This window comes from Azospirillum sp. B506 (assembly GCF_000333595.1).
In the GTDB taxonomy this organism is placed as follows: domain Bacteria; phylum Pseudomonadota; class Alphaproteobacteria; order Azospirillales; family Azospirillaceae; genus Azospirillum.
Genome location: NZ_BADK01000137.1, coordinates 23401 through 43515 on the forward strand (window position 1 = coordinate 23401; position 20115 = coordinate 43515).

17 protein-coding genes are annotated in these 20115 nt (G+C 68.2%); 13 read left to right on the top strand and 4 right to left on the bottom strand.

Translation table 11 applies throughout. The features are described from left to right. Positions 1-18 precede the first annotated feature (18 nt). Both I71_RS04855 and I71_RS04860 read left to right on the top strand, forming a co-directional pair. A complete protein-coding gene (locus tag I71_RS04855) occupies positions 19-1362 on the top strand; it encodes an acyclic terpene utilization AtuA family protein (RefSeq protein ID WP_042691447.1) in 1344 nt (447 codons plus the stop codon). Between the two features lies 1 nt (position 1363). Then, on the top strand, positions 1364-1693 hold the full coding sequence (locus I71_RS04860) for a hypothetical protein (RefSeq protein ID WP_042691452.1): 330 nt from the start codon (positions 1364-1366) through the stop codon (positions 1691-1693). 13 nt (positions 1694-1706) lie between these two features. Here the strand turns inward: I71_RS04860 and I71_RS04865 are convergent, their stop codons facing one another. After that, a complete protein-coding gene (locus I71_RS04865; protein WP_085940680.1) occupies positions 1707-2597 on the bottom strand; it encodes a DMT family transporter in 891 nt (296 codons plus the stop codon). Positions 2598-2703: 106 nt separating this feature from the next. Here I71_RS04865 and I71_RS04870 point away from each other — a divergent pair, with 106 nt between their 5' ends. Beyond that, complete coding sequence (locus I71_RS04870; protein ID WP_042691455.1) at positions 2704-3189, top strand: Lrp/AsnC family transcriptional regulator; 486 nt, start codon at positions 2704-2706, stop codon at positions 3187-3189. 13 nt (positions 3190-3202) lie between these two features. Here I71_RS04870 and I71_RS04875 read toward each other — a convergent pair whose 3' ends face one another. Further along, positions 3203-4312: a hypothetical protein gene (locus tag I71_RS04875; protein WP_148294146.1), complete on the bottom strand. Its 1110-nt coding sequence runs from the start codon at positions 4310-4312 to the stop codon at positions 3203-3205. A gap of 167 nt (positions 4313-4479) precedes the next feature. On the opposite strand from I71_RS04875, the gene I71_RS04880 reads away from it, so the two are divergent. Next, the gene (locus I71_RS04880; protein ID WP_042691464.1) at positions 4480-5466 is read left to right on the top strand and encodes an aldo/keto reductase; all 987 of its coding nucleotides are present in this window, start codon (positions 4480-4482) and stop codon (positions 5464-5466) included. Between the two features lie 28 nt (positions 5467-5494). Here the strand turns inward: I71_RS04880 and I71_RS40510 are convergent, their stop codons facing one another. Continuing rightward, a complete protein-coding gene (locus I71_RS40510; protein WP_280109850.1) occupies positions 5495-5620 on the bottom strand; it encodes a hypothetical protein in 126 nt (41 codons plus the stop codon). Continuing rightward, positions 5617-6591, bottom strand: coding sequence for an MBL fold metallo-hydrolase (locus I71_RS04885; protein ID WP_042691469.1), 975 nt, complete (start codon positions 6589-6591; stop codon positions 5617-5619). The genes I71_RS40510 and I71_RS04885 overlap by 4 nt, the downstream gene beginning before the upstream one ends. A 129-nt stretch (positions 6592-6720) precedes the next feature. Here I71_RS04885 and I71_RS04890 point away from each other — a divergent pair, with 129 nt between their 5' ends. From I71_RS04890 to I71_RS04930, 9 genes are all read left to right on the top strand, one after another. Next, positions 6721-7923, top strand: coding sequence for an ATP-dependent RecD-like DNA helicase (locus tag I71_RS04890; RefSeq protein WP_042691473.1), 1203 nt, complete (start codon positions 6721-6723; stop codon positions 7921-7923). Between the two features lie 171 nt (positions 7924-8094). Further along, positions 8095-9135 (top strand): YeiH family protein, encoded by a 1041-nt coding sequence (locus tag I71_RS04895; RefSeq protein WP_042691478.1) that lies wholly within the window; start codon positions 8095-8097, stop codon positions 9133-9135. Positions 9136-9347: 212 nt separating this feature from the next. Next, on the top strand, positions 9348-9677 hold the full coding sequence (locus I71_RS04900; RefSeq protein ID WP_049975925.1) for an HPF/RaiA family ribosome-associated protein: 330 nt from the start codon (positions 9348-9350) through the stop codon (positions 9675-9677). A 294-nt stretch (positions 9678-9971) separates the two neighbouring features. Continuing rightward, positions 9972-10580, top strand: coding sequence for a helix-turn-helix domain-containing protein (locus I71_RS04905; RefSeq protein WP_042691482.1), 609 nt, complete (start codon positions 9972-9974; stop codon positions 10578-10580). Positions 10581-10598: 18 nt separating this feature from the next. Beyond that, positions 10599-11591: an alpha/beta hydrolase gene (locus I71_RS04910; RefSeq protein ID WP_042691486.1), complete on the top strand. Its 993-nt coding sequence runs from the start codon at positions 10599-10601 to the stop codon at positions 11589-11591. Between the two features lie 60 nt (positions 11592-11651). Then, entirely contained in the window at positions 11652-12236 is a 585-nt protein-coding gene (locus tag I71_RS04915) for an alpha/beta hydrolase (RefSeq protein ID WP_280109853.1), read from the top strand. Between the two features lie 210 nt (positions 12237-12446). Further along, positions 12447-13427 (top strand): AraC family transcriptional regulator, encoded by a 981-nt coding sequence (locus tag I71_RS04920; protein ID WP_083896977.1) that lies wholly within the window; start codon positions 12447-12449, stop codon positions 13425-13427. Between the two features lie 87 nt (positions 13428-13514). Continuing rightward, positions 13515-18581: an AAA family ATPase gene (locus tag I71_RS04925; protein WP_042691489.1), complete on the top strand. Its 5067-nt coding sequence runs from the start codon at positions 13515-13517 to the stop codon at positions 18579-18581. Further along, entirely contained in the window at positions 18578-20104 is a 1527-nt protein-coding gene (locus tag I71_RS04930; protein WP_042691493.1) for a response regulator, read from the top strand. The genes I71_RS04925 and I71_RS04930 overlap by 4 nt, the downstream gene beginning before the upstream one ends. The last annotated feature ends 11 nt before the right edge of the window (positions 20105-20115 follow it).

Here is a 20115-nt window from a genome sequence, read left to right on the forward strand (position 1 = left end):
GCACACAGGAGCACCATCATGAAAACCATCCGCATCGGATCGGGCGCCGGCTATTCCGGCGACCGCATCGAACCGGCCGTGGAACTGGCCGAACAGGGCGACATCCAATATCTCGTCTTCGAATGCTTGGCGGAGCGCACCATTGCCATCGCCCAGGGCGCCAAGCTGAAGGACCCGGCTCAAGGCTACGATCCGCTGCTGGCCGAGCGCATGCTGGCGGTGCTGCGGCCCTGCCATGCCAAGGGCATCCGCATCGTCACCAACATGGGCGCTGCCAATCCGGCCGCCGCCGCCGCCAGGACGCGGGAGATCGCCCGCTCGCTCGGCCTCGGCGGGCTGAAGATCGCCGCGGTGTCCGGCGACGACGTGCTGGAGACGCTGAAGTCGGGCGACCACCGGATCGAGGAGACCGGTGAGCCGGTGTCCGCGATGGCCGGCAAGCTGGTTTCGGCCAACGCCTATCTCGGCGCCGCTCCCATCGTCGCGGCGCTGAAGGCCGGGGCCGACATCGTCATCACCGGTCGCGTCGCCGACCCGGCCCTGTTCCTCGCCCCGCAGATCTTCGAATTCGGCTGGTCGATGGAGGACTGGGACCGGCTGGGCAAGGGAACGGTGGTCGGCCATCTGCTGGAATGCGCTGGTCAGGTCACCGGCGGCTATTTCGCCGACCCCGGTGTGAAGGACGTGGCCGATCTGGCCCGGCTCGGCTTCCCGATTGCCGAGGTGGGCGAGGACGGCAGCGCCGTCATCACCAAGGTGGCCGGTTCCGGCGGCGCCGTGACCACCGCCACCTGCAAGGAGCAGCTGCTCTACGAGATCCACGACCCCGCCGCCTATCTGACCCCGGACGTGGTGGCCGATTTCTCGCAGGTCCGCTTTGTCCAGGAGGGGCCGGACCGGGTGCGGGTAACCGGCGCCACCGGGCGCCAGCGTCCCGGCACGCTGAAGGTTTCGGTCGGCTATATCGACAGCTTCATCGGCGAGGGGCAGATCTCCTACGCCGGACCCGGCGCGCTTGCTCGCGGTCGGCTGGCACTGGAGATCGTGCGCGAACGTCTGGCGCTGACCGGAGTCGCGACGACCGAGCTGCGCTTCGACCTGATTGGCGTCGATTCCATCCATGGCGGCGCACTGTCCACCGCTGGCGGGCAGGAGCCTTACGAGGTGCGCGTCCGCGTCGTCGGCCGCACCGGCAGCCTGAAGGAGGCGCAGCGCATCGGCAACGAGGTGGAAACCCTCTACACCAACGGCCCAGCCAGCGGCGGCGGCGCCACCAAATCGGCGAAGGACGTTGTGGCAATGCTGTCCGCCCTGTTGCCCCGCGAGCTGGCGAAGCCCGCCATCGAGTTTATGGAGGCCTGACATGAAACTCCGCGACATCGCCCATTCCCGCACCGGCGACAAGGGCGACATCTCCAACATCTCCGTCATCGCCTTCGACGAGGCGGACTATCCGCTGATCGAGGCCCATGTCACCGCCGACCGCGTAAAGGAGCTGTTCCACGAGGTCGTCCATGGCGAGGTGGTGCGCTACACCATCCCCAGCGTCGGCGCCCTGAACTTCGTGATGCGGCAGGCGCTGGGCGGCGGTGTGACGCGGTCCCTGGCGCTCGACGCCCATGGCAAATGCTTGGCGTCGGCGCTGCTCGACCTTGAGATCCCCGCCACCGACCGGCCCGTCCGGGCAACCTGACGGGAGAAGGGCGTCACGTCCGGCCGCGCCTGCCCTTGGCGAGCGCGCTGCCGGCCGAGGCGAACATGATGCAGGCGATGGCCGCCCACTGAAGCGCGCTCAGCCGCTCGCCCAGCATCAGGAAGCCGATCAGCGCCGCCACCGCGGGGGAGGCGCTGACGGCAAGCCCGAAGACATGGCTGGGCAGGCGGCGGAGCGCCATCATCTCCAGAAGGTAGGGCACCATGCTGGACAGCACCGCCACCGCCAGCCCGGTGAGCAGGACCGCCGGGACCAGCAGTCCGCCACCGGCATGGGCGATGCCGAGCGGGACGGTGAAGCTGGCGGCGACCAGCATGCCCCAGGCCACCGCCTGCCCGCCCGGCAGGGCGGAGGCGCGTTTGCCGAACACGATGTAGAGCGCCCAGCAGAAGGCCGCCGCCGCCGCATAGGCGATGCCGGCCGGGTTCAGCGTGCCGGATGCTTCCCGCAACGGCAGCAGCAGGGCAAGGCCCGCCACGGCGCAGGCGATCCACAGGAAATCCTTCAGCCGGCGCGAGCCGAGCAGCGCCACCGCCAGCGGTCCGGTCACCTCGATGGCGATGGCGATGCCGATGGGGATCAGCTCCATGGCACGGTAGATCGACAGGTTCATCGCCCCCAGCGTGGCGCCATAGACCAGCAGGTTGCCCAGGTCCGCCCGTCCCGGCAGGCTGCGCCAGGGCCTTAGAATCGCCAGCAGCATCAGCGCCGACAGCCCGACGCGAAGGCCGGTCACCCCCTCCGCCCCGACCAGCGGGAACAGCGACTTTGCCGAGGCCGCCCCGACATATTGCGACAGCAGCGACGCCAGCAGGACCAGTAGCGGCAGCAGCGCCGGCTCCGGCCGGGCGAGCGTGGTGGAGTCGAAGGAGGCGTTCGTCACGCGCGGGCTCCCGCAGATGGGTTCGAACGAAAAGATACTGTGACGGGGGTGCGCTGGGCGTTTAAGTTTCGCCCGGTCGATGCATAATTTTTTCGCGAAAGCCGCCATGCGCTCAACGATCGCTCGCCCGCCGGATCAGCTCGACGAGCAGGACCGCGCGATCCTGCGCATCCTGCAACAGGACAACAAGACCTCGCAGCGGGAGATCGGCGAGGCGGTCCATCTCTCCGCCCCGGCGGTGCAGCGCCGCATTGCGCGGATGGAGACGGCCGGAATCATCCGCCGCAATGTGGCGGTCGTCGATCCGGTGGCGGTCGGGCAGGGCGTGACGGTGGTGGTGGAGGTCCAGACGGTCAATGACCGTTCGCCCGTCATCGCCGCCGCCAAGCGGCTGTTCCGCGAGGCTCCCGAGGTGCAGCAATGCTATTTCATCACCGGCAAGGCGAGCTTCGTCCTGATCCTGCTGGTCCCGGACATGGCGAGCTACGAGGTTCTGTCGCGCCGTCTGTTCGCCGACAATGACCTGGTGCAGTCCTTTCAGACGATGGTGGTGCTCGATCCGGTGAAGGTGACGCTGGAGGTTGATTTGTAAGCCGGATGGCGTTTCAGTCCGGCCACTCCTCATATCCCCAATCCTCGGCATCGGGGTCGGCGGTTCCCAGCGGCGCCACCGTGGCGCCGGCGTCGAGCGCGGCGGCCAGCCAGGGTTCGACGCTGGTGACGGGCGACAGGGGGGCACCAGCGCCCGCCGCCGTCCATCCCAGCGGCAATGGCCCTGCCGCTTCATCTCTTTCCCGCAAGTCCCAGGATGGGATGGCAGGAAAGCGCAATTCCAGGCCGCGGTCGTTCTGCGCGATCTCGACAAGCTCCCCGCCGGCGGTGACGTGGGTCAGCCCGTTCTCCAGAACCGTGCGCAGGGCGGCGGCACGGTCCTCGCGGACACGCGCCTCCGCCTCGCGCTGGTGGCGGCGCTCGGCCAGGGCGTCGGCGAGCCAGTCCGGCGGTTCCTCCAGCACGCGGTAGCCGGCGCCGCCGCGCGGGCCGGGCGCCTCTTCCAGCAGACCGTCGCGCAGCAGGTCCGCCAGCAGCGCCTTCAGCCGGTCGCGGTCGCCTGGGATGCCGGGCTGGCGGTGGGCGGCGGCATCGGCAACGGTGAAGCGCGCGCCGGCACCCCAGCCGTCATGGATCGCGGCGGCCAGGGCGTGCAGTTCGGCGATGCGGGCGCGTTGGCCGGTCAGGTGGCCGGCGACGATGGGATTGGGCGGCAGATCGACCCGCCCGGTCAGGCCGCAGGTCCGGCATTGCCAGCCGCCGGGGTCGGAAAGCAGCACCTCGGGCGCGCAACGGCGCTTGCGGCAATGCTCCTCGCTGCCAGGTTCGGGTAGGCCGCGCCCGCTGTCCAGAAGGGCGCGGATGGCGTCGAGCGGCGTGTCGGCGACGCTGCGCAACCGGTCCAGAATCTCGGCCGGCAGCCAGACCCCGGCGCCGCCTCTCGCATCCGGCGCGGCGAAGCGGCTCGTCAAGGCGCGGCGCCGGGCGGGCGTCAGCAATGCCAGCACCCGTTCGGCGGTGTAGCTTTCGTCGAAGATATCGGCGAGCAGGGCGGCCAGATCGCCCAGCGTCGCCGGGGATGTCAAGGCGCTTTCCTCCCCGGCGGCGAGAATACGGTGGGCTTCTGCGAGAATTTCCGTGCTTTCGTCCGCTCCCGTCGCCATCTGCGCCCTGATCCCCATCTATTCCGCGTAGCAAGCTGGGCATCGCCGGAATGCCAATCAAGCGCCGGCTGGACAGTCTGTAGAGGCCGGATGAGGCAGGAACGGCCGGCCGAAGCGCGGCGTTGACCGGGAGCATCGACCAGCTCCAATGACGGAAAGGCCATCCCATGTCCAACAGCACCCATTTCGCACCGCCCGGCCCACTCGGCTTCGGCGGGGCGCCCCTCGGCAACATGTTCGAGGAGGTGACGGACGAGGCAGCCGAAGCCACCCTCGACGCCGCCTGGGACGCCGGCATCCGCTATTTCGACACCGCGCCGGAATATGGACCGGGTATTTCCGAGCACCGCTTCGGCCATGTCCTGCGCAGCCGCCCGCGTGACGAATTCGTCCTGTCGACCAAGGTGGGCCGGCTGTTGCGCGCCGACGCCAGCAAGGGCGGCCAGCATGGTCCCTTTGTGAAGGGCCTGCCGTTCCGCGTCGATTACGACTACACCGCCGACGGCGTGCGGCGCTCCATCGAGGACAGTTTGCAGCGGTTGGGCATGGCGCGCATCGACATCGCCTATATCCATGACTGCGCCGAGGACGCCCATGGCGACCGCTGGCTGGAGGTGTTCGACACCGCCATGAAGGGTGCCGCCGTCGCCTTGACCCAGCTGCGCGAGGAGGGGGTGATCGGCGGTTGGGGCCTGGGCGTCAACCGGGTGGAGCCCTGCGTGATGGCGTTGGAGCGGGCGGATCCGGACGTCTTCCTGCTGGCCGGACGCTACAGCCTGCTGAACCAGCCGGCGCTTGACGAGCTGTTCCCGCGCTGTGCCGAACGCGGCGTGCATGTGGTGGTCGGCGGCCCCTACAATTCCGGCATCATCGCTGGGGGCAAAAATTTCGAATATCAGGAGGCGTCGCCCGACAAGGTGGCGGCCCGCAACCGGCTGGCGGAGATCGCCAAGCGCCATGGCGTCGATCTGCGCGCCGCGGCCCTCCAATTCTGTGCCGCGCATCCGGTCGTCGCCTCGGTCATTCCCGGTACCAAGAATCCAGCGCGCGTGCAGGAGAATGTGACGCTGATGGGCCAGCCGATCCCGGCCGACTTCTGGCGGGAACTGAAGGCCTCCGGCGTCCTGCCGGAACAGGCGCCGACACCCGCGTGAGCAAGCCGGCGGTGGCGGCGCCGATGCCTCAGCGCCGCGGCGCCGCCACATCCGCCGGGGTGGCGCTGGCCTGCTTGCCGCCGAAATGGCCCAGCACATCGTTGGTGACCGCGGCGATCTCGGCATCGTCTGAGCCGGCGGTGAAGCCGGTCATGCGTCCACCACCGTTCCGGGATGGCCCACTTCGAAGCGGGCAGGATCGATGCCATGGCCGGCAAGTGCGGTGCGCAGCCGCTGCGGCGGCTCGTCCCGCGCCTCGTCGGTCAGGGCGAAGGTGCCCCAATGGATGCCGACGGCCTTCTTCGCCCCGACGTCCAGCATGATCCGCACCGACTCGTCCGGGTCGCAATGCTGGGCCGCCATGAACCAGCGCGGCTCATAGGCACCGATGGGAAGCAGGGCCAGATCGCAAGCCCCCAGTCGCCCGCCGATGGCGCGGAAGGCCGCGCCGGTGCCATAGCCGGTGTCGCCGGCGAAATAGACCGATCCGGCCGGCGTGCGCAGGACGAAGCCGCCCCACAACGCCATCCGCCGGTCGCGCCCGGTGCGTGCCGACCAGTGGTTGGCCGGAACGATGTGGATCTCGGTCCCCGGGGCCAGTTCGAACCGGCTCCACCAGTCGCCCACCGCGGTCCGTACCCCCGGGATATGCTTGCGCAGGATGACGTCGTTGCCGAGCGGCGTGACCATCAGCGGCCTGTCGCGGTCGTGCAGGCGTTTCAGCGTCGCCACGTCGAGATGGTCGTAATGATTGTGCGACACCAGCACCGCGTCGATCTTCGGCAGGTCGTGGAAGCGGATGCCCGGCGCGGTCACCCGCTTCGGCCCGGCGAAGCGGACCGGGCTGGCGCGGTCGGACCAAACCGGGTCGGTCAGGATGTTCAGCCCGGCGGCCTGCACCAGGGTCGTGACATGCCCCACCACCGTCACGCGGAGACCGGCGACGCTCCGGGCCGGCATCACCGGCGTCACCGCCACCTGCCGCGGCCATTTGACCGCCTTCCGGCCCAGCTGCCAGCGAAGCAGTTCGCGGAAGCCGCGGTCGGTTTCCGGTTCGCCGGGATTGAAAAAACGCAGCCCGTCGAAATTCGAGGTGACAGGACCCTGCCAATAGGGATTACGCATGCGTACCGGTTCCTCTGAAACCATGGTCCCGGAGGAGATGGTGTCGCCGCAGCGAAGTTCTATGGACCGGCGGTGGGCGGTCGGACTACTGTGCCATCTTCATTCATGGTTTGATCCCGGTTCGATCCAATGCAGTCCGACACCCCGACCGACGAGCAGCATCGCGCCATCAAGGCGATCGACGCTTGGTACAAGGACGACAGTGCCCAGCAGGTTTTCTGGCTGGCCGGGGAGGCCGGGACCGGCAAGACCAAGACCACCGCCTTCGTGCTGGAGCATCTGCTGGAACGCCGCCGGCTGACCGACTATGTGGTCGGCGCCCCCACCGGCAAGGCGGCCCAGGTCTTGCGCCAGAAGGGGATCGAGGGGGCGGCGACCCTGCATTCGCTGCTCTATGCCCCGCGCAAGGACGGCGACACCGGCGAGCTGTTCTTCTCCCGCCGCAGCGACGGGCCGGTGGCCGACGCCGACCTGATCGTCTGCGACGAGGGATCGATGATCGGCGACGATCTGGCGCGCGACCTGATGCGGACCGAAAAGAAGATCCTGGTCATCGCCGACGATTACCAGCTGCCGCCGGTTTCCGGCCAGGGGCTGTTCACCAGCGGCGAACCCGATTTCCGCCTGACCGAGCCGCACCGCACCGCCCGCGAAAGCCCGGTCATCCGCTTGGCCCACCTGCTGCGCCGGCAGGAGATGCCCCGGCGTTTCGGCTCGGTCGGCAAGGTCCATGTCCTGCCGCTGGAGCAGCGCACCCAGTCGCTGGTGATGCGGCCGTCGTCTCAGGCGATCTGCGGCACCCACCGCGTGCGCACCACCTATACCAAGCGGATGCGCAAGCTGCTCGGCCACGACTCCGTGATGCCGCAGACGGGGGAGCGGGTCATCTGCCGGCGCAACCAGAAGGACGAGGGGCTCTACAACGGCATGATCGGCGCCCTGACCCGTCCGGCGGCCGAAGGGCAGGGGCGCGACGCCGGGCTGTGGTCGCTCGGCGTGCAGATGGAGGACGAGGTCCGGTCGCGCAGCAAGCTGATGGTCCATCCCTGGATGTTCCAGGCCCATTACACCGAAGGGATGGTCCAGCCGCGGGTCGGCAAGGACATCCAGCTTTACGACTGGGCGTGGCTGATCACCTGCCACGCCTCCCAGGGGTCGGAATTCCCGTCGGTCACGGTGGTCGACGATTCGGCCGCCTTCCGGGAGCATCGCTGGCGCTGGCTCTACACCGCCGTCACCCGCTCGCGCGACGAGCTGGTGCTTCTGCTGCGCAACGTCGACCTCGGCGGATCCTGGCAGGCACCCGAGTTCGACGACTGCCTTCCCGCCTGATCCATAAATCAAAATTATCGAATTGATCATATCTTTGCGTTGGATGTGATCGGAAGCGGTCTTCATAATTTTACGCATGGGAACGGTGTTTTCTGTTCCCAACTGCTTCCGGAGACCCATCCCATGGTTCCTGACACCGTGGCACCCGCAAAGGGGGTGCCGGGAAAGCCTATGCTTTTCCATGCCCGTATTCTTCTGCCCGGCCTTGCCCTGTGCGTTGCCGTCACGGCTCTCGCCTTCGCCGCCGCTTCGGCCGAGGTGGCTCTGTTCGGCGAGGCGTGGATCGAGGCGCTGGTTCTGGCCATCCTGATCGGCACCGCGCTCCGCACCGCCTGGACGCCGTCGGCGCGCTGGCATCCAGGCATCGCCTTTTCCGCCAAGATCCTGCTGGAGGTGGCGGTGATTCTGCTTGGCGCGTCGGTCAGTGCCGCGACCATCCTGTCGGCGGGGCCGGCCCTGCTGCTGGGCATCGCCGGGGTGGTGGCGTTGGCGCTGCTGGCCGGGTTCGGGATCGGGCGTCTGCTCGGCCTGCCGGTGAGGATGGCGGTGCTGGTCGCCTGCGGCAACGCGATCTGCGGCAACTCGGCCATCGCCGCGGTGGCGCCGGTGATCGACGCGCACAGCGACGATGTCGCCGCCTCCATTGCCTTCACCGCCGTGCTGGGTGTCGCTGTCGTTCTCGGCCTGCCGCTGCTCGGCATCGGGCTGCGGCTGAGCGGGGTGCAGTATGGCGCGCTGGCCGGTCTGACCGTCTATGCCGTGCCGCAGGTGATCGCCGCCACCGCACCGCTGGGTGCCACCGCCGTGCAGATCGGCACGCTGGTGAAGCTGGTGCGGGTGCTGATGCTGGGGCCGGTCTGCCTGCTGCTGTCGCTGCTGGCACCCAAGCTGGGCGAGGAGGGGGCGGCGACGGCTGCGGACTGTCCGCGTCCGGGCCGCCCGCCGGTCCATCATCTGGTGCCGTGGTTCATCCAGGGGTTCCTGGCGATGATCGCCCTGCGCTCGTTCGACCTCATTCCGCAGGTTGCCTTGCCGGCGATGGAGCATGCGGCGACATTGCTGACCGTGGTGTCGATGGCGGCGCTGGGGCTGGGGGTGGACGTGCGGACGGTGGCGCGGGCCGGTGGGCGGGTCACCGCGGCGGTCATCCTCTGCCTGCTGGTTCTGGGGGCAATCAGCCTGACCCTGATCCGTCTGATCGGCCTGACCTGAAACCCGGTTCGGCCTGGAAACGGGCGGGAGTCTACAGCTGTCAACCATAGGCCGCATTGACCCAGATTAATGCGCGAATCCGCCAGTGTGCGATCCTGAGATCACCAAGCCCCCTCGCCGGTTCTCTACAGAAGGGCCGGCGGAGGAGGCGGGCCCCGCGGGGGGAAGTCGCCAAAGCGCCCCGTCCCGCGCGTAGAACAAGGAGTATGGTCATGCGTCAACCGGTGCAGATCGCCTTCCGCAACATCGAGCCCTCTCCCGCCCTGGAGCATCTGATTCGCGAGCATGCCGACAAGCTCGACCGCTTCTTCGGGACGATCATGGCAAAGCGCGTGGTCTTCGAGGTTCCGCACCGCCACCAGCATCAAGGCAAGCAGTTTTCCGTCCAGGTCGCCCTGTCCGTGCCCGGAGACGAACTGGTCGTTCACAGCGACAAACCCGGCAGCCATGGCCACGAGAGCGCCGATGCTGCCATCCGCGACGCCTTCGACGCCGCGCGCCGCGCGCTGGAACGTTTTGCCGGAAAGCAGCGCCACGAGTGACAGCTTGCGCTTCTGACGCCACGGTGCCTTGAAAGGCACGCCGCCCATCATTCGATCCAACCAGCGCTCCGTCTGTCCGGCGATCCCGGATACGCGGAGCGCTCTGCATTTCTGTACGTCGCTTCAGAATATACAATTTAATAATGTGTTTTAATTTCAAAAATCTCTGTAATCCACATAATGTGCATGAAATTTCCTACTTGCAATATAGGAATTAATGGTGTTCAATTATTCCGCCAGCTGTCGGGGTGAGCCGCGTCGCTCCGGCCGGTCCTGCCGCAGGAGACTGGAGCCATGACGATCGATACCGCCCCATCCGCCGTCCAATCCTCCACTCCGCCGTCCCTCGACCGGCTGGTTGGGGTGATCGGCGACAATCTGCGCGGCTTCCGCCGGCGCCAGGGTCTGTCGGTGGAGGGGCTGGCACAGTTGTCCGGCAGCGATCCGCATATTCTGCTGGCCATTGAGGAAGGGCGGCACCGTCCCGACATCGGCACGCTGTGGACGGTGGCCAAGGCGCTGGACCTGTCCTTTTCCAGCCTGCTCAGCAGCGGCGCCGACGCCGGTACCACGGTGATCCGGCGGGTGGAGCAGCGCAGCCTGACCTCCCGCGATGGGCTCTTCACCTCCCGCGCCCTTTTCCCGCTGAAGGGCGAGCGGCAGGTGGAGTTCTACGAATTGCGCTTGGCTCCGGGCGCCGACGAGGCGTCCGACGGTCATTCCCCCGGCACCGTCGAGAACATCCTGGTCGGCCGAGGCCGGGTGGAGATCGCCACCGCCGATGGCGGTCACCGGCTGGAGGAGGGCGATTCGATCCTTTTCGAGGCGGACGCCCCCCACCGCTACCGCAATGCAGGAGATGGCGAAGCGGTGCTGTACCTCGTCATGTCCTACATCCTCTGACTTCCGGGGAGAGCGTCGATGCCGGACACCGTTCTGCCGCTTCAGCGAGACCTGCTGGATCCGCAGGTCATAGAGCTGGCGGAACTGACCGCCCGTGCCGGTCTGGTTCCCGCCGACCCGCTGCGCCTGCCGCTGGCCGAGGCCCGCGACGCGGCGGAGCGCCACCACGCCTTCCTCAATGGCCCGGCGCTGTCTGCCGACGTCCGGGATGTCATCGTGGATGGCCCGGCCGGTCCCTTGCGTCTGCGGCTGATCCGGCCCCCGGCAGGGTCCGAGGATGACGACGCCCAGGGCCATCCTCTGCCGGTGCTGATCTATTTCCACGGCGGCGGCTTCGTCGTGAACTCCATCGATACCCATGACCGGTTGCTGCGACTGCTGGCCAAGTACAGTGGCGCGGTCGTCTGCGCTGTCGCCTACAGCCTCGCGCCCGAGCGGCGCTTTCCCCATCAGCGCGGAGAGGCGCTGGCCGCCCTGCGCTGGGTGGTGCGTCATGGCGCCTGCCATGGCCTCGATCCCGAACGGATCGCAGTCGGCGGCGATTCGGCAGGCGCCAACCTTGCGCTCGGCCTCGCCCTCGATGCGCGGCACGAGCCCGGTCCGCCTCTGTCCTTCGCCATGCTGCTCTATGGCATGTTCGCCCATGATTTCGATACCGACTCGCACCGGCTGTTCGGAGACGGACGCTTTGGCCTGACGACGGACCGGATGCGCTGGTACTGGCAGCAATATCTCGGCCATGGCGGATTCACGCGCGATCCTGCGGCGGCGCCCCTGTTGGCCGACCTGCGCGGGCTGCCGCCGCTGCATGTGGCGGCGGCCGGGCTGGATTGCCTGCGCGACGACAGCCTGCGCCTCGCCCAAAGGTTGGTACAGGCCCGTATCCCGCACCGGCTGGTCCTGCATGACGGGCTTCCCCATTCCTTCGCCAGCATGACCCGCCATGTGCGAAGGGCGGAGGCGGCGGTGGTCCAGGCCGGTTGCGCCGTCGGCCGGCAGCTTCGCCGCTGAACCGCCGCTGAACCGCCGATCCGTTCCAGTCCCGATTGCCGATATGCCAGCTATGGCACGCTGGATGCCTATGCCTGCGACGTGGTGGCGGTCCTCGACGCCCTCAGGGTCGGGAGTTGCGTCCGCGTCGGCCATTCCGTGGCGGGAATGGTGGCGGCGCTAGCCTCCATCCAGGCGCCCTCCCTGTTCCGCAAGCTGGTGATGTTGGGCGCGTCGGCCTGCTATCGCAATGTCGGCGACTATCGCGGCGGTTTCGACCCTGCCGACATCGACCGTCTGATCGACAGCGCTACCCACGACTACATGCAGTGGACGGCCAGCTTCGGCCAGACGGTTGTCTCCCGCCCGGCGCAGGATCCGACGGTGTGCGAGTTCGTTGCGACCTTGCGGGCGATGCGCCCGGACATGGCGCTGTCACTGCTGCTGACCATTCTGCACAGCGACGTCCGCAGCCGCCTTGCAGACGTCAAAGTCCCTGCCGTCATTCTGCAGACCCGGCAGGATGCCGCGGTGACGTGCAAAGCAGCGGAGTTCCTGCGAGACCATCTGACGGGCAGCGCCCTGGAGATCCTGGACGCGTCGGGGCATCTGCCCCACATGTCGGCGCCTGAAACGGCAATCGCCGCGCTCGACCGTTTCCTCTGAAATTGCTAATTTAGTAATCGCATCGGGGAAATCCTGTATCGAAGGTCGGAAACCTAGACCAAGGTCTAGGGCTGCTCGACCTAAACACTGCCGGGGCTAATCTGCGTCTAGTGGATTGCGGCATATGGTCGCGGGTACTCTGTGTGGGCAAGTCAGGCGGTGGCTCCTCTTCCTTGGAAGGCCCCGCCAGCACGCCAACGGAGATGCCCCATGGCCTCGGCCCAACAGAGCAATCTGCTGATGCGCTACGTTCCGACGCCGGAAAAGCCTGAGGTTCTGGTTCTCGGCTCGGGTGGCAGCACGGTGGGGGTGGCGCGGATCCGGTGCATTGCCGGAGGAGTCGGCCGCTTCAGTCCGGCATCGGAGGATGCCTTCCTGGTCAGCCATCATCTGTCCAACTTCCGCTCCGACATCTGGGTCGACGGCAGGCTTGTCGAAAAGCCCGGCAACATCGCCGGCCTGACCACGATCCACGACTACCGCCGCAGGATCGATTGCCACATGTACACGGCCTTCGACACGCTGACCTTTCATCTGCCCCGCGCGGCGCTGGAGAGCGCTTGCCCCGATACCAGCGGCGGCCGGTTGGAGGATCTGTCGATCAGGCCCAGCACCCCGGTTGACGATCCGACGGTGCGGGCGTTGGCATCGGCCATCCTGCCGACGCTCGAATTCCCCGAGCGGATCAGCCTGCTGTATGTCGACCATGTCTGCTCGGCCCTGGCGACCCACATCGTGACCGCCTATGGCCGGGTCAGCACAGCCAGGACCGGGGGCACGCTGGCGCCCTGGCAGGAAAAGCGGGTGAAGGAGATGATCGCCGCCAACCTGGACGGGGAAATCCGTCTGGCGGATCTTGCTGCCGAATGCCGGCTGTCGGTGGGGCATTTCGTCCGGGCCTTCCGCCGCACCGCCAACACCACCCCATACCAATGGTTGCTGCAACGGCGGATCGACCACGCCAAGGCGCTGATGCGCGACGGGTCGCAGACCTTGGCCGATGTGGCGCTGGCCTGCGGCTTCGCCGACCAGAGCCATTTCACCCGCACTTTCAGCCGTCTGGTCGGCATTTCGCCGCGCAGCTGGCCCCGCCGCAACACGGCGGCCGACGCCCTGATGCCGGTGGGTGCGCCGCGCTGCGCTCCCGCTGGGATTCCTGCCGGACTCCCGGGCCGGCATCCGTTTGCCTGAGCGGCTCGACACGATGTCGCGGCAATTTCCCCATCTGCCGGGGAATGCCGCTATCCTGTCCCCGCTATTCTGGGGAAAGGCCGTGTCATGGAGCCCAATCTCGACCATCTGACGGAGGCCGGCTCCGGCACCCACGCACTGGGTGGCGACGGGGAAACCCGGCTGCTGCGGGTGACGCGGCCGGGGCAGCCCTTTCCGATCCTGGCCCGCATGGCCGAGCCGGCGGCCCCGGCCGACGGGGTTCTGGCTCGTTTGCGGCGCGAGCATGAACTGTTCCGCCTGCTCGATCCCGCCTGGGCGGTCAAGCCCCTCGACCTGTTGCGTCATGGCACCGTTCCGGTGCTGACCCTGGCCGATCCCGGCGGGCAGCCATTGTCGGCGTTGGCAGCCTCCGCCCCTTACATGTCCACCGCTTCGGTTGTCGTCGGAACCTTCCGCCAGCGGCTTTCCCTGGCGTTCCGCATTGCCGGATCGGTGGCGCAGCTGCACCGCCGCGGGCTTCTGCATGGCGACCTGCGGCCCTTCAACCTGCTGGTCGGGGAGGATGGGGCGGTGCGCCTGACCGGATTCGGCCGTGCGACCGACCTGTCCGATCCGCAGCGCCAGGAGGTGGAGCGCCCGGCTGCACTGCTGCCCTATATGGCGCCGGAGCAGTCAGGACGGATGAACCGCCCGGTCGATCGGCGCAGCGACCTCTATGCCCTGGGCGTCACGCTGTACGAGCTGTTCACCAGGGAACTGCCCTTCGCCGCCCGCGATGCAACCGAATGGGTGCACAGCCATCTCGCCCGTGCCCCGATTCCGCCGTCGCAGCACGCGCCCGACCTGCCGCCGGCGATCTCCGGCATCCTGCTGCGGCTTCTCGCCAAGACGGCGGAGGAGCGCTACCAGACTGCCGGCGGCCTTGTCCGCGACCTCGGCCATGCCCTCCAGCTTTGGGACGGGCAGGGGCGCATCCCCGACTTTCCGCCCGGCCTGCACGACCTGCCGGAGGGGTTGGAGCCGCCGCCGAGGCTCTACGGGCGGGAGGAACCGGTCGCCGTCCTCCAGGCAGCCTTCGACCGGGTTGCCGGCCGCGGTCGGATGGGCGTCGTCCTCATTTCCGGCCGGTCGGGAGTGGGGAAGTCGGCGGTCGTCCACGCACTGGAGGAACAGCTGGTGCCGCCACGCGGCCTGTTCGCCGCCGGCAAGTTCGACCAGGGCCGGCGCGACCTGCCTTATGCCAGCCTTGCGGAAGCCTTCCGCGGGCTGGTCACGCGCATCCTGGCCTTGCCGGTTCCCCATCGCGACCAATGGTGCCGCGACCTGGGAAAGGCGGTGGGCGACGGCGGTGCGCTGATGACCGCGCTCATTCCCAATCTCTCCCTGTTGATCGGCGAACAGCCGGCGGTCCCGCCGCTGCCACCGCAGGAGGCGCAGAACCGCTTCGACCTGCTGTTCCGCCGGGTGCTCCAGCTCTTCGCCCGTCCCGATCACCCGCTGGTCCTGGTCCTCGACGATCTGCAATGGCTCGACCGCGCAACGCTGGATTTGCTGGACCGGCTGGTCGCCGACGGAAGCATCAACCACCTTCTGCTGGTCGGCGCCTACCGCAGCGACGAGGTGGGACCGGATCACCCGCTGACCGCCCTGCTGGACCGGATCAGGGACGCCACCTCCCGGTCCGGAGTCGCCGGTCTGGACATCGATTGCAGCGAGATCACCCTGGGTCCGCTGTCGTCCGACGACCTGCACCGGCTGGTCGCCGACAGCCTGGACCGCAGGCCGGAGGAGGTGGCGGCGCTGGCGGCATTGGTCGAAGACCGGACCGGCGGCAACGCCTTCTTCGCCGTGCAGCTTCTGACCGCGCTGGAGCGCTCCGGCCGGCTGTGGTTCGACCGCGCGGCCAGGCGCTGGGACTGGGATCCGGCGGCGGTGGAGACGGCACGGTCGGGTGCCAGCATCGCCTCGTTGATGACCGAACGTCTGGGCCGCTTTCCGGCGCGGGCACGCGATCTTCTGGCCCGCCTTGCCGCGTTGGGCGCCCGTGCTCCGCTCGCCACCCTGGCGCGGGCGGGCGGCCTGACCGAGGCGGAGACCGAGCGGAACCTGAAGCCGGTGCTGGCCGAGGGGCTGCTGCTGCGCGAGGGCGATGGTTTCCGCTTCCTTCACGACCGGGTGCAGGAGGGAGCCTATGCCCTGGTTCCGGCGGAGGGACGGGCTGGTCTTCATCTCGACATCGCCCGCGCCCTGCACAGCGGCTTCGCCACCGAGCTGTCGGGCGAGCGGCTGTTCGCGCTGGTCGGCCAGTATGACCGTTGCCTTCCCTTGATCCAGGACGGGCGGGAGCGCGAGGAGGTGGCGACACTCCACCTCGCCGCCGGACATCAGGCCAAGGCGGCGAGCGCCCATGGCTCCGCGCTCGCCTATGCGCTGGCGGGCCTGCGCCTGCTGGAGGGCGGCCAATGGGAGCGCCGGCACCGGCTGGCCTTCGCGCTTGAGCATCTGCAGGCCGAATGCGAGTTCCTTAGCGGCGATCTGCGGCGGGCGGAGCTGAGGCTGCTCGGGTTGGTCGGGCGGGCCGAATGTCCGGCGGACCGGGCCGCCATCACCGCCCTTCTGGTCACCGTCTACACCGCCATCGACCGCAGCGACCGCGCCATCGACGCCTGTCTCGCCTATCTGCGCGGCGCCGGCATCGACTGGCCCGCCCACCCGCCTGCCTCCCTGGCGCAGGAGGAATATGCGCGGCTGCGCGCGGCCATCGGCGGCCGGCCGATCGCGTCGCTGGCGTCGTTGTCCGCCGTCGGCGATCCCGACAGCCGGGCGACGATGGACGTGCTGGCCGCAGCATTGCCGCCAGCCTTCTTCAGCGACCGCGACCTTGTCTGCCTGATCCTCTGCCGGATGGCTAATCTGACGCTGCAACATGGGCGCAGCGACGCCTCAGCGCTGGGCTTCGCCTATCTCGGCATGATGGCCGGGCCGTATTTCGGCGATTACGCCGCCGGCTACGCCTTCGGCAGGCTCGGCTACGATCTGGCGGAGCGGCAGGGGCGGACCCGTTACCGGGCGCGGGTGCTGATGACCTTCGCCTATCATGTCGTGCCCTGGACCCGCGATATCCGCAGCGAGCGCGCCCTGCTTCTGCGGGCGTTCGAGGAGGCGCGGGAGGCCGGCGACGTCACCTATGGCGGCTTCACCAGCGTGACTCTGGTCACCAGCATGCTGGCGTCGGGCGACCCGGTGACGACGGTGCAGCGCATCGCCGAGGCGCGGCTCGCCTATGTGCGGCAGGTGAAGTTCGGTCTGTGTGCCGACATCCTGACCACGCAATTGCAGCTGCTGCGCGCCTTGCAAGGACGGACCGACGCGCTCGACTCCTTCGACGGGCGCGGTTTCGACAATGCCGCCTTCGAGGCACGGCTGCTGGCCAACCCAAGCCTGGACATCGCCACATGCTGGCACTGGATCCGCACGCTTCAGCTCCGCTGCATCGCCGGCGGGATGCGTGCGGCGGTCGAGGCGGCCGAACGGGCAGAGGGGTTGCTGTGGACCACGTCGGGCCATTGGGAGATGGCGGAGTTCCATTTTCATGCGGCTCTGGCCAGGGCTGGAGCGATGGATGGAGCGGAGCCGGAGGAGCGCGCCCGCCACGCGATGATGCTCTCCCGCCATCTCGCCCAACTGCGCGAATGGGCCGGCCACAGCCCCGACAGCTTCGATGCCCGGTTCGCGCTGGTCACGGCCGAGGTGGCGCGCACGCAGGGGCAGACCGAGGATGCCATGCGCGGCTATGACCGCGCCGCGCAGGCTGCCCGCCGCACCGGCCTGCCGCATGTGGAGGCGCTGGCCCAGGAGTGCGCTGCCGGCTTCTACCGCCGGATGGGGCTGCCGACACTGGAATTCGCCTGCATCCGCGAAGCGGCGGAGCGTTACGGCGCCTGGGGGGCGTCGGCCAAGGTCCGGCAACTTGCCCGGCGCTATCCCTCCCTGCTTCTGGAGGCGGGCGAGGCGGCGGTCCCGGAGACGCCCCGCGGCTTCGACGGGATCGATCTGGCCGCTCTGCTGGAGACGCTGCGCACCGTCTCCGACCAGTCGGGGGTGGAGCAGTTGACCACCACCCTGCTGACCCTGGTGCTGGAGCATGCGGGGGCCAGCCGCGGCCTGCTGATCCTCGCCCGCGGCGAGCGCCTGCGGGTGGAGGCGGAGGCGACGACCGGCCTCTACGGCGTGTCGGTCCGGCTGGTGCAGGAGGATGCCGACCGCTTCCCGCTGCCCCACGCCATCATCCATGGCGCCATCCGCGACCAGGAGGCGGTGATCGTCGACGACACCCGTGCCGCCGGCCCGCTGTCCGCCGATCCCTATTTCCACGAGACGGAGGCGCGCTCCATCCTCTGCCTGCCGCTGGTCCGCCGCCGACGGGTCGTCGGTCTTCTGCATCTGGAGAATGCGCTGGCGACCTACGCCTTCACCCAGCAGCGGGTCAATGTGCTGACCCTGCTCGGTGCCCAGGCCGCGGCATCGCTGGAGACGGCGACGCTGGAGGAGAAGGACGCGCTGTTGAAGGAAATCCACCACCGGGTTAAGAACAACCTGCAGCTCGTCACCAGCCTGCTGAACCTCCAGTCCCGCCGGATCGAGGACGAGACAGTGGCCGCCCTGTTTGCCGACAGCCGCGACCGCGTGCGGTCGATGGCATTGGTTCATGAAAGCCTGTACCGTCTGGGCAACTTCGCCCGCGTGCCCATGCGCGAGCATCTGGAGTCGGTCTGTGCCCATTTGTTACGGGCCTATTCCCGCCAAGCCGGAGCGGTGCGGCTGGAAACAGGGCTGGACGACCTGAAGCTGGACCTCGACCGGGCAGTGCCCTGCGGGCTGATCGTCAACGAGCTGGTCTCCAACGCGCTGAAGCATGCCTATCCGGGCGGGCGCGGCGGCGTTTTGCACGTCGCCTTGACGATGGATGGCCAAGCCTGCCGGCTATCCGTCCGGGACGACGGCGTGGGCTTGCCCGACGGGTTCGATCCCGATAGGATGGAATCAGTCGGCTTCCAGCTTGTTTCGGACTTGACCAGTCAGTTGCACGGAAATCTGCAATACAGGTTCAACACAGGCTCGGAATTCATCGTCACCTTTCCTTTGAGGGGGCGCAATCGGGGAAGCGAATGATCGCGGCACGCATCCTGATCGTCGAAGACGACCGCATCGTTGCACGCGACATTCAGCATCAACTGTCCCGTATGGGCCATGTGGTCGTCGGCATGTCGGCCAGCGGCGAGGAGGCCGTCCGGTTGGCCTGCAGCCAGCAGCCCGATCTGGTTCTGATGGACATCCGCCTGGAAGGAGAGATGGACGGGATCGAGGCGGCTCGCCGGATTCGCGATGCCCAACGCATTCCCATCGTCTTCCTGACCGCCTATGCCAATGACGAGGTGGTGCATCGCGCCAGCCTGACGGAGCCCTTCGGCTATCTGCTGAAGCCCTTTGAAGAGCCGCAGATGCGGACCGTGATCCAGATGGCGTTGTACAAGCATGCCAGCGACACCAGGCTCCGCCTCAGCGAGCGGCGCTATGCCGCCACCCTCGCCAGCATCCGCGACGGCGTCATCCTGTGCAACCGCGACGGCCGGGTCGATTTCATGAACAGGGCGGCGGAGACGATGACCGGCTGGACCGCGGCCGACGCTGCCGGGCAGCCGCTGTCTGCCGTTTTCGTCGTGGTGGACGAGGAAACAAGCAAGCCGCTGGAGGATTTCTCCGCCGTCGTCTTGCGCAGCGGCGACTTCGCCCCGCCGGAACGGCAGTCGCGGCTGCTGCCCCGTGGCGGGGGCGAGGCTGATGGGAACGCCACCGACGGACTCGTGGTGGAGGAGCGATGCTCCGCCATCATCGACGACCGTGGCGATCCGGTGGGATCGATCCTCGTGTTTCGCGACCTTACCCAGCGTCGCCGGATTGCGGAGGCCCTGCGGACGGCCCAGGCCGACCTTGCCCATATCGGCCGGCTGACCATGATGGGCGAATTGGCCGCGGCGGTCGCGCATGAGGTGAATCAGCCGCTGATGGCGATCGTCACCAATGCCGGCACCTGCCTGCAGCATCTGTCGCAACCGCAGCCCGACCTCGAAAAGACCCGGGTGGTGGTGGAGCGGATCGTGCGTGACGCCCAGCGCGCCGGCGATGTCGTGCGCAGCATCCGCGCGCTGGCCCGCCGCACCCCGGCCGATCCGGGCTGGGTCGACATCAGCGCGCTGATCGCCGAGACGCTGGAACTGGTGCGGGCGGAGCTGCGGCGGGCCCGCATCACGGTGGAAACCGACCTGCAGGCCGGCCCGCCCTGGGTCCATGGCGACCGTGTGCAGTTGCAGCAGCTCGTCCTGAATCTGGTGATGAACGCCATCGAGGCGATATCGGCCGCCGACCGGTCCGAACGGCTGCTGCGGATCGTCACCGGCAGCGGCGACGGCTGGATCCGCGTCCGGGTCGAGGACAGCGGGCCGGGCATCGCCGAAGCGGATGTCGACAGCATCTTCCGCGCCTTGTACACCACCAAGCCGGACGGGTTGGGCATGGGCCTGTCGATCAGCCGGTCGATTGTCGAGCTGCATGGCGGGCGATTGACCGCCACGCCCGGCATCTCCGGTGGCAGCGTGTTCGAATTCATGATGCCCGTATCGCCCGGAGGACAGTGATGGTGAGGAAT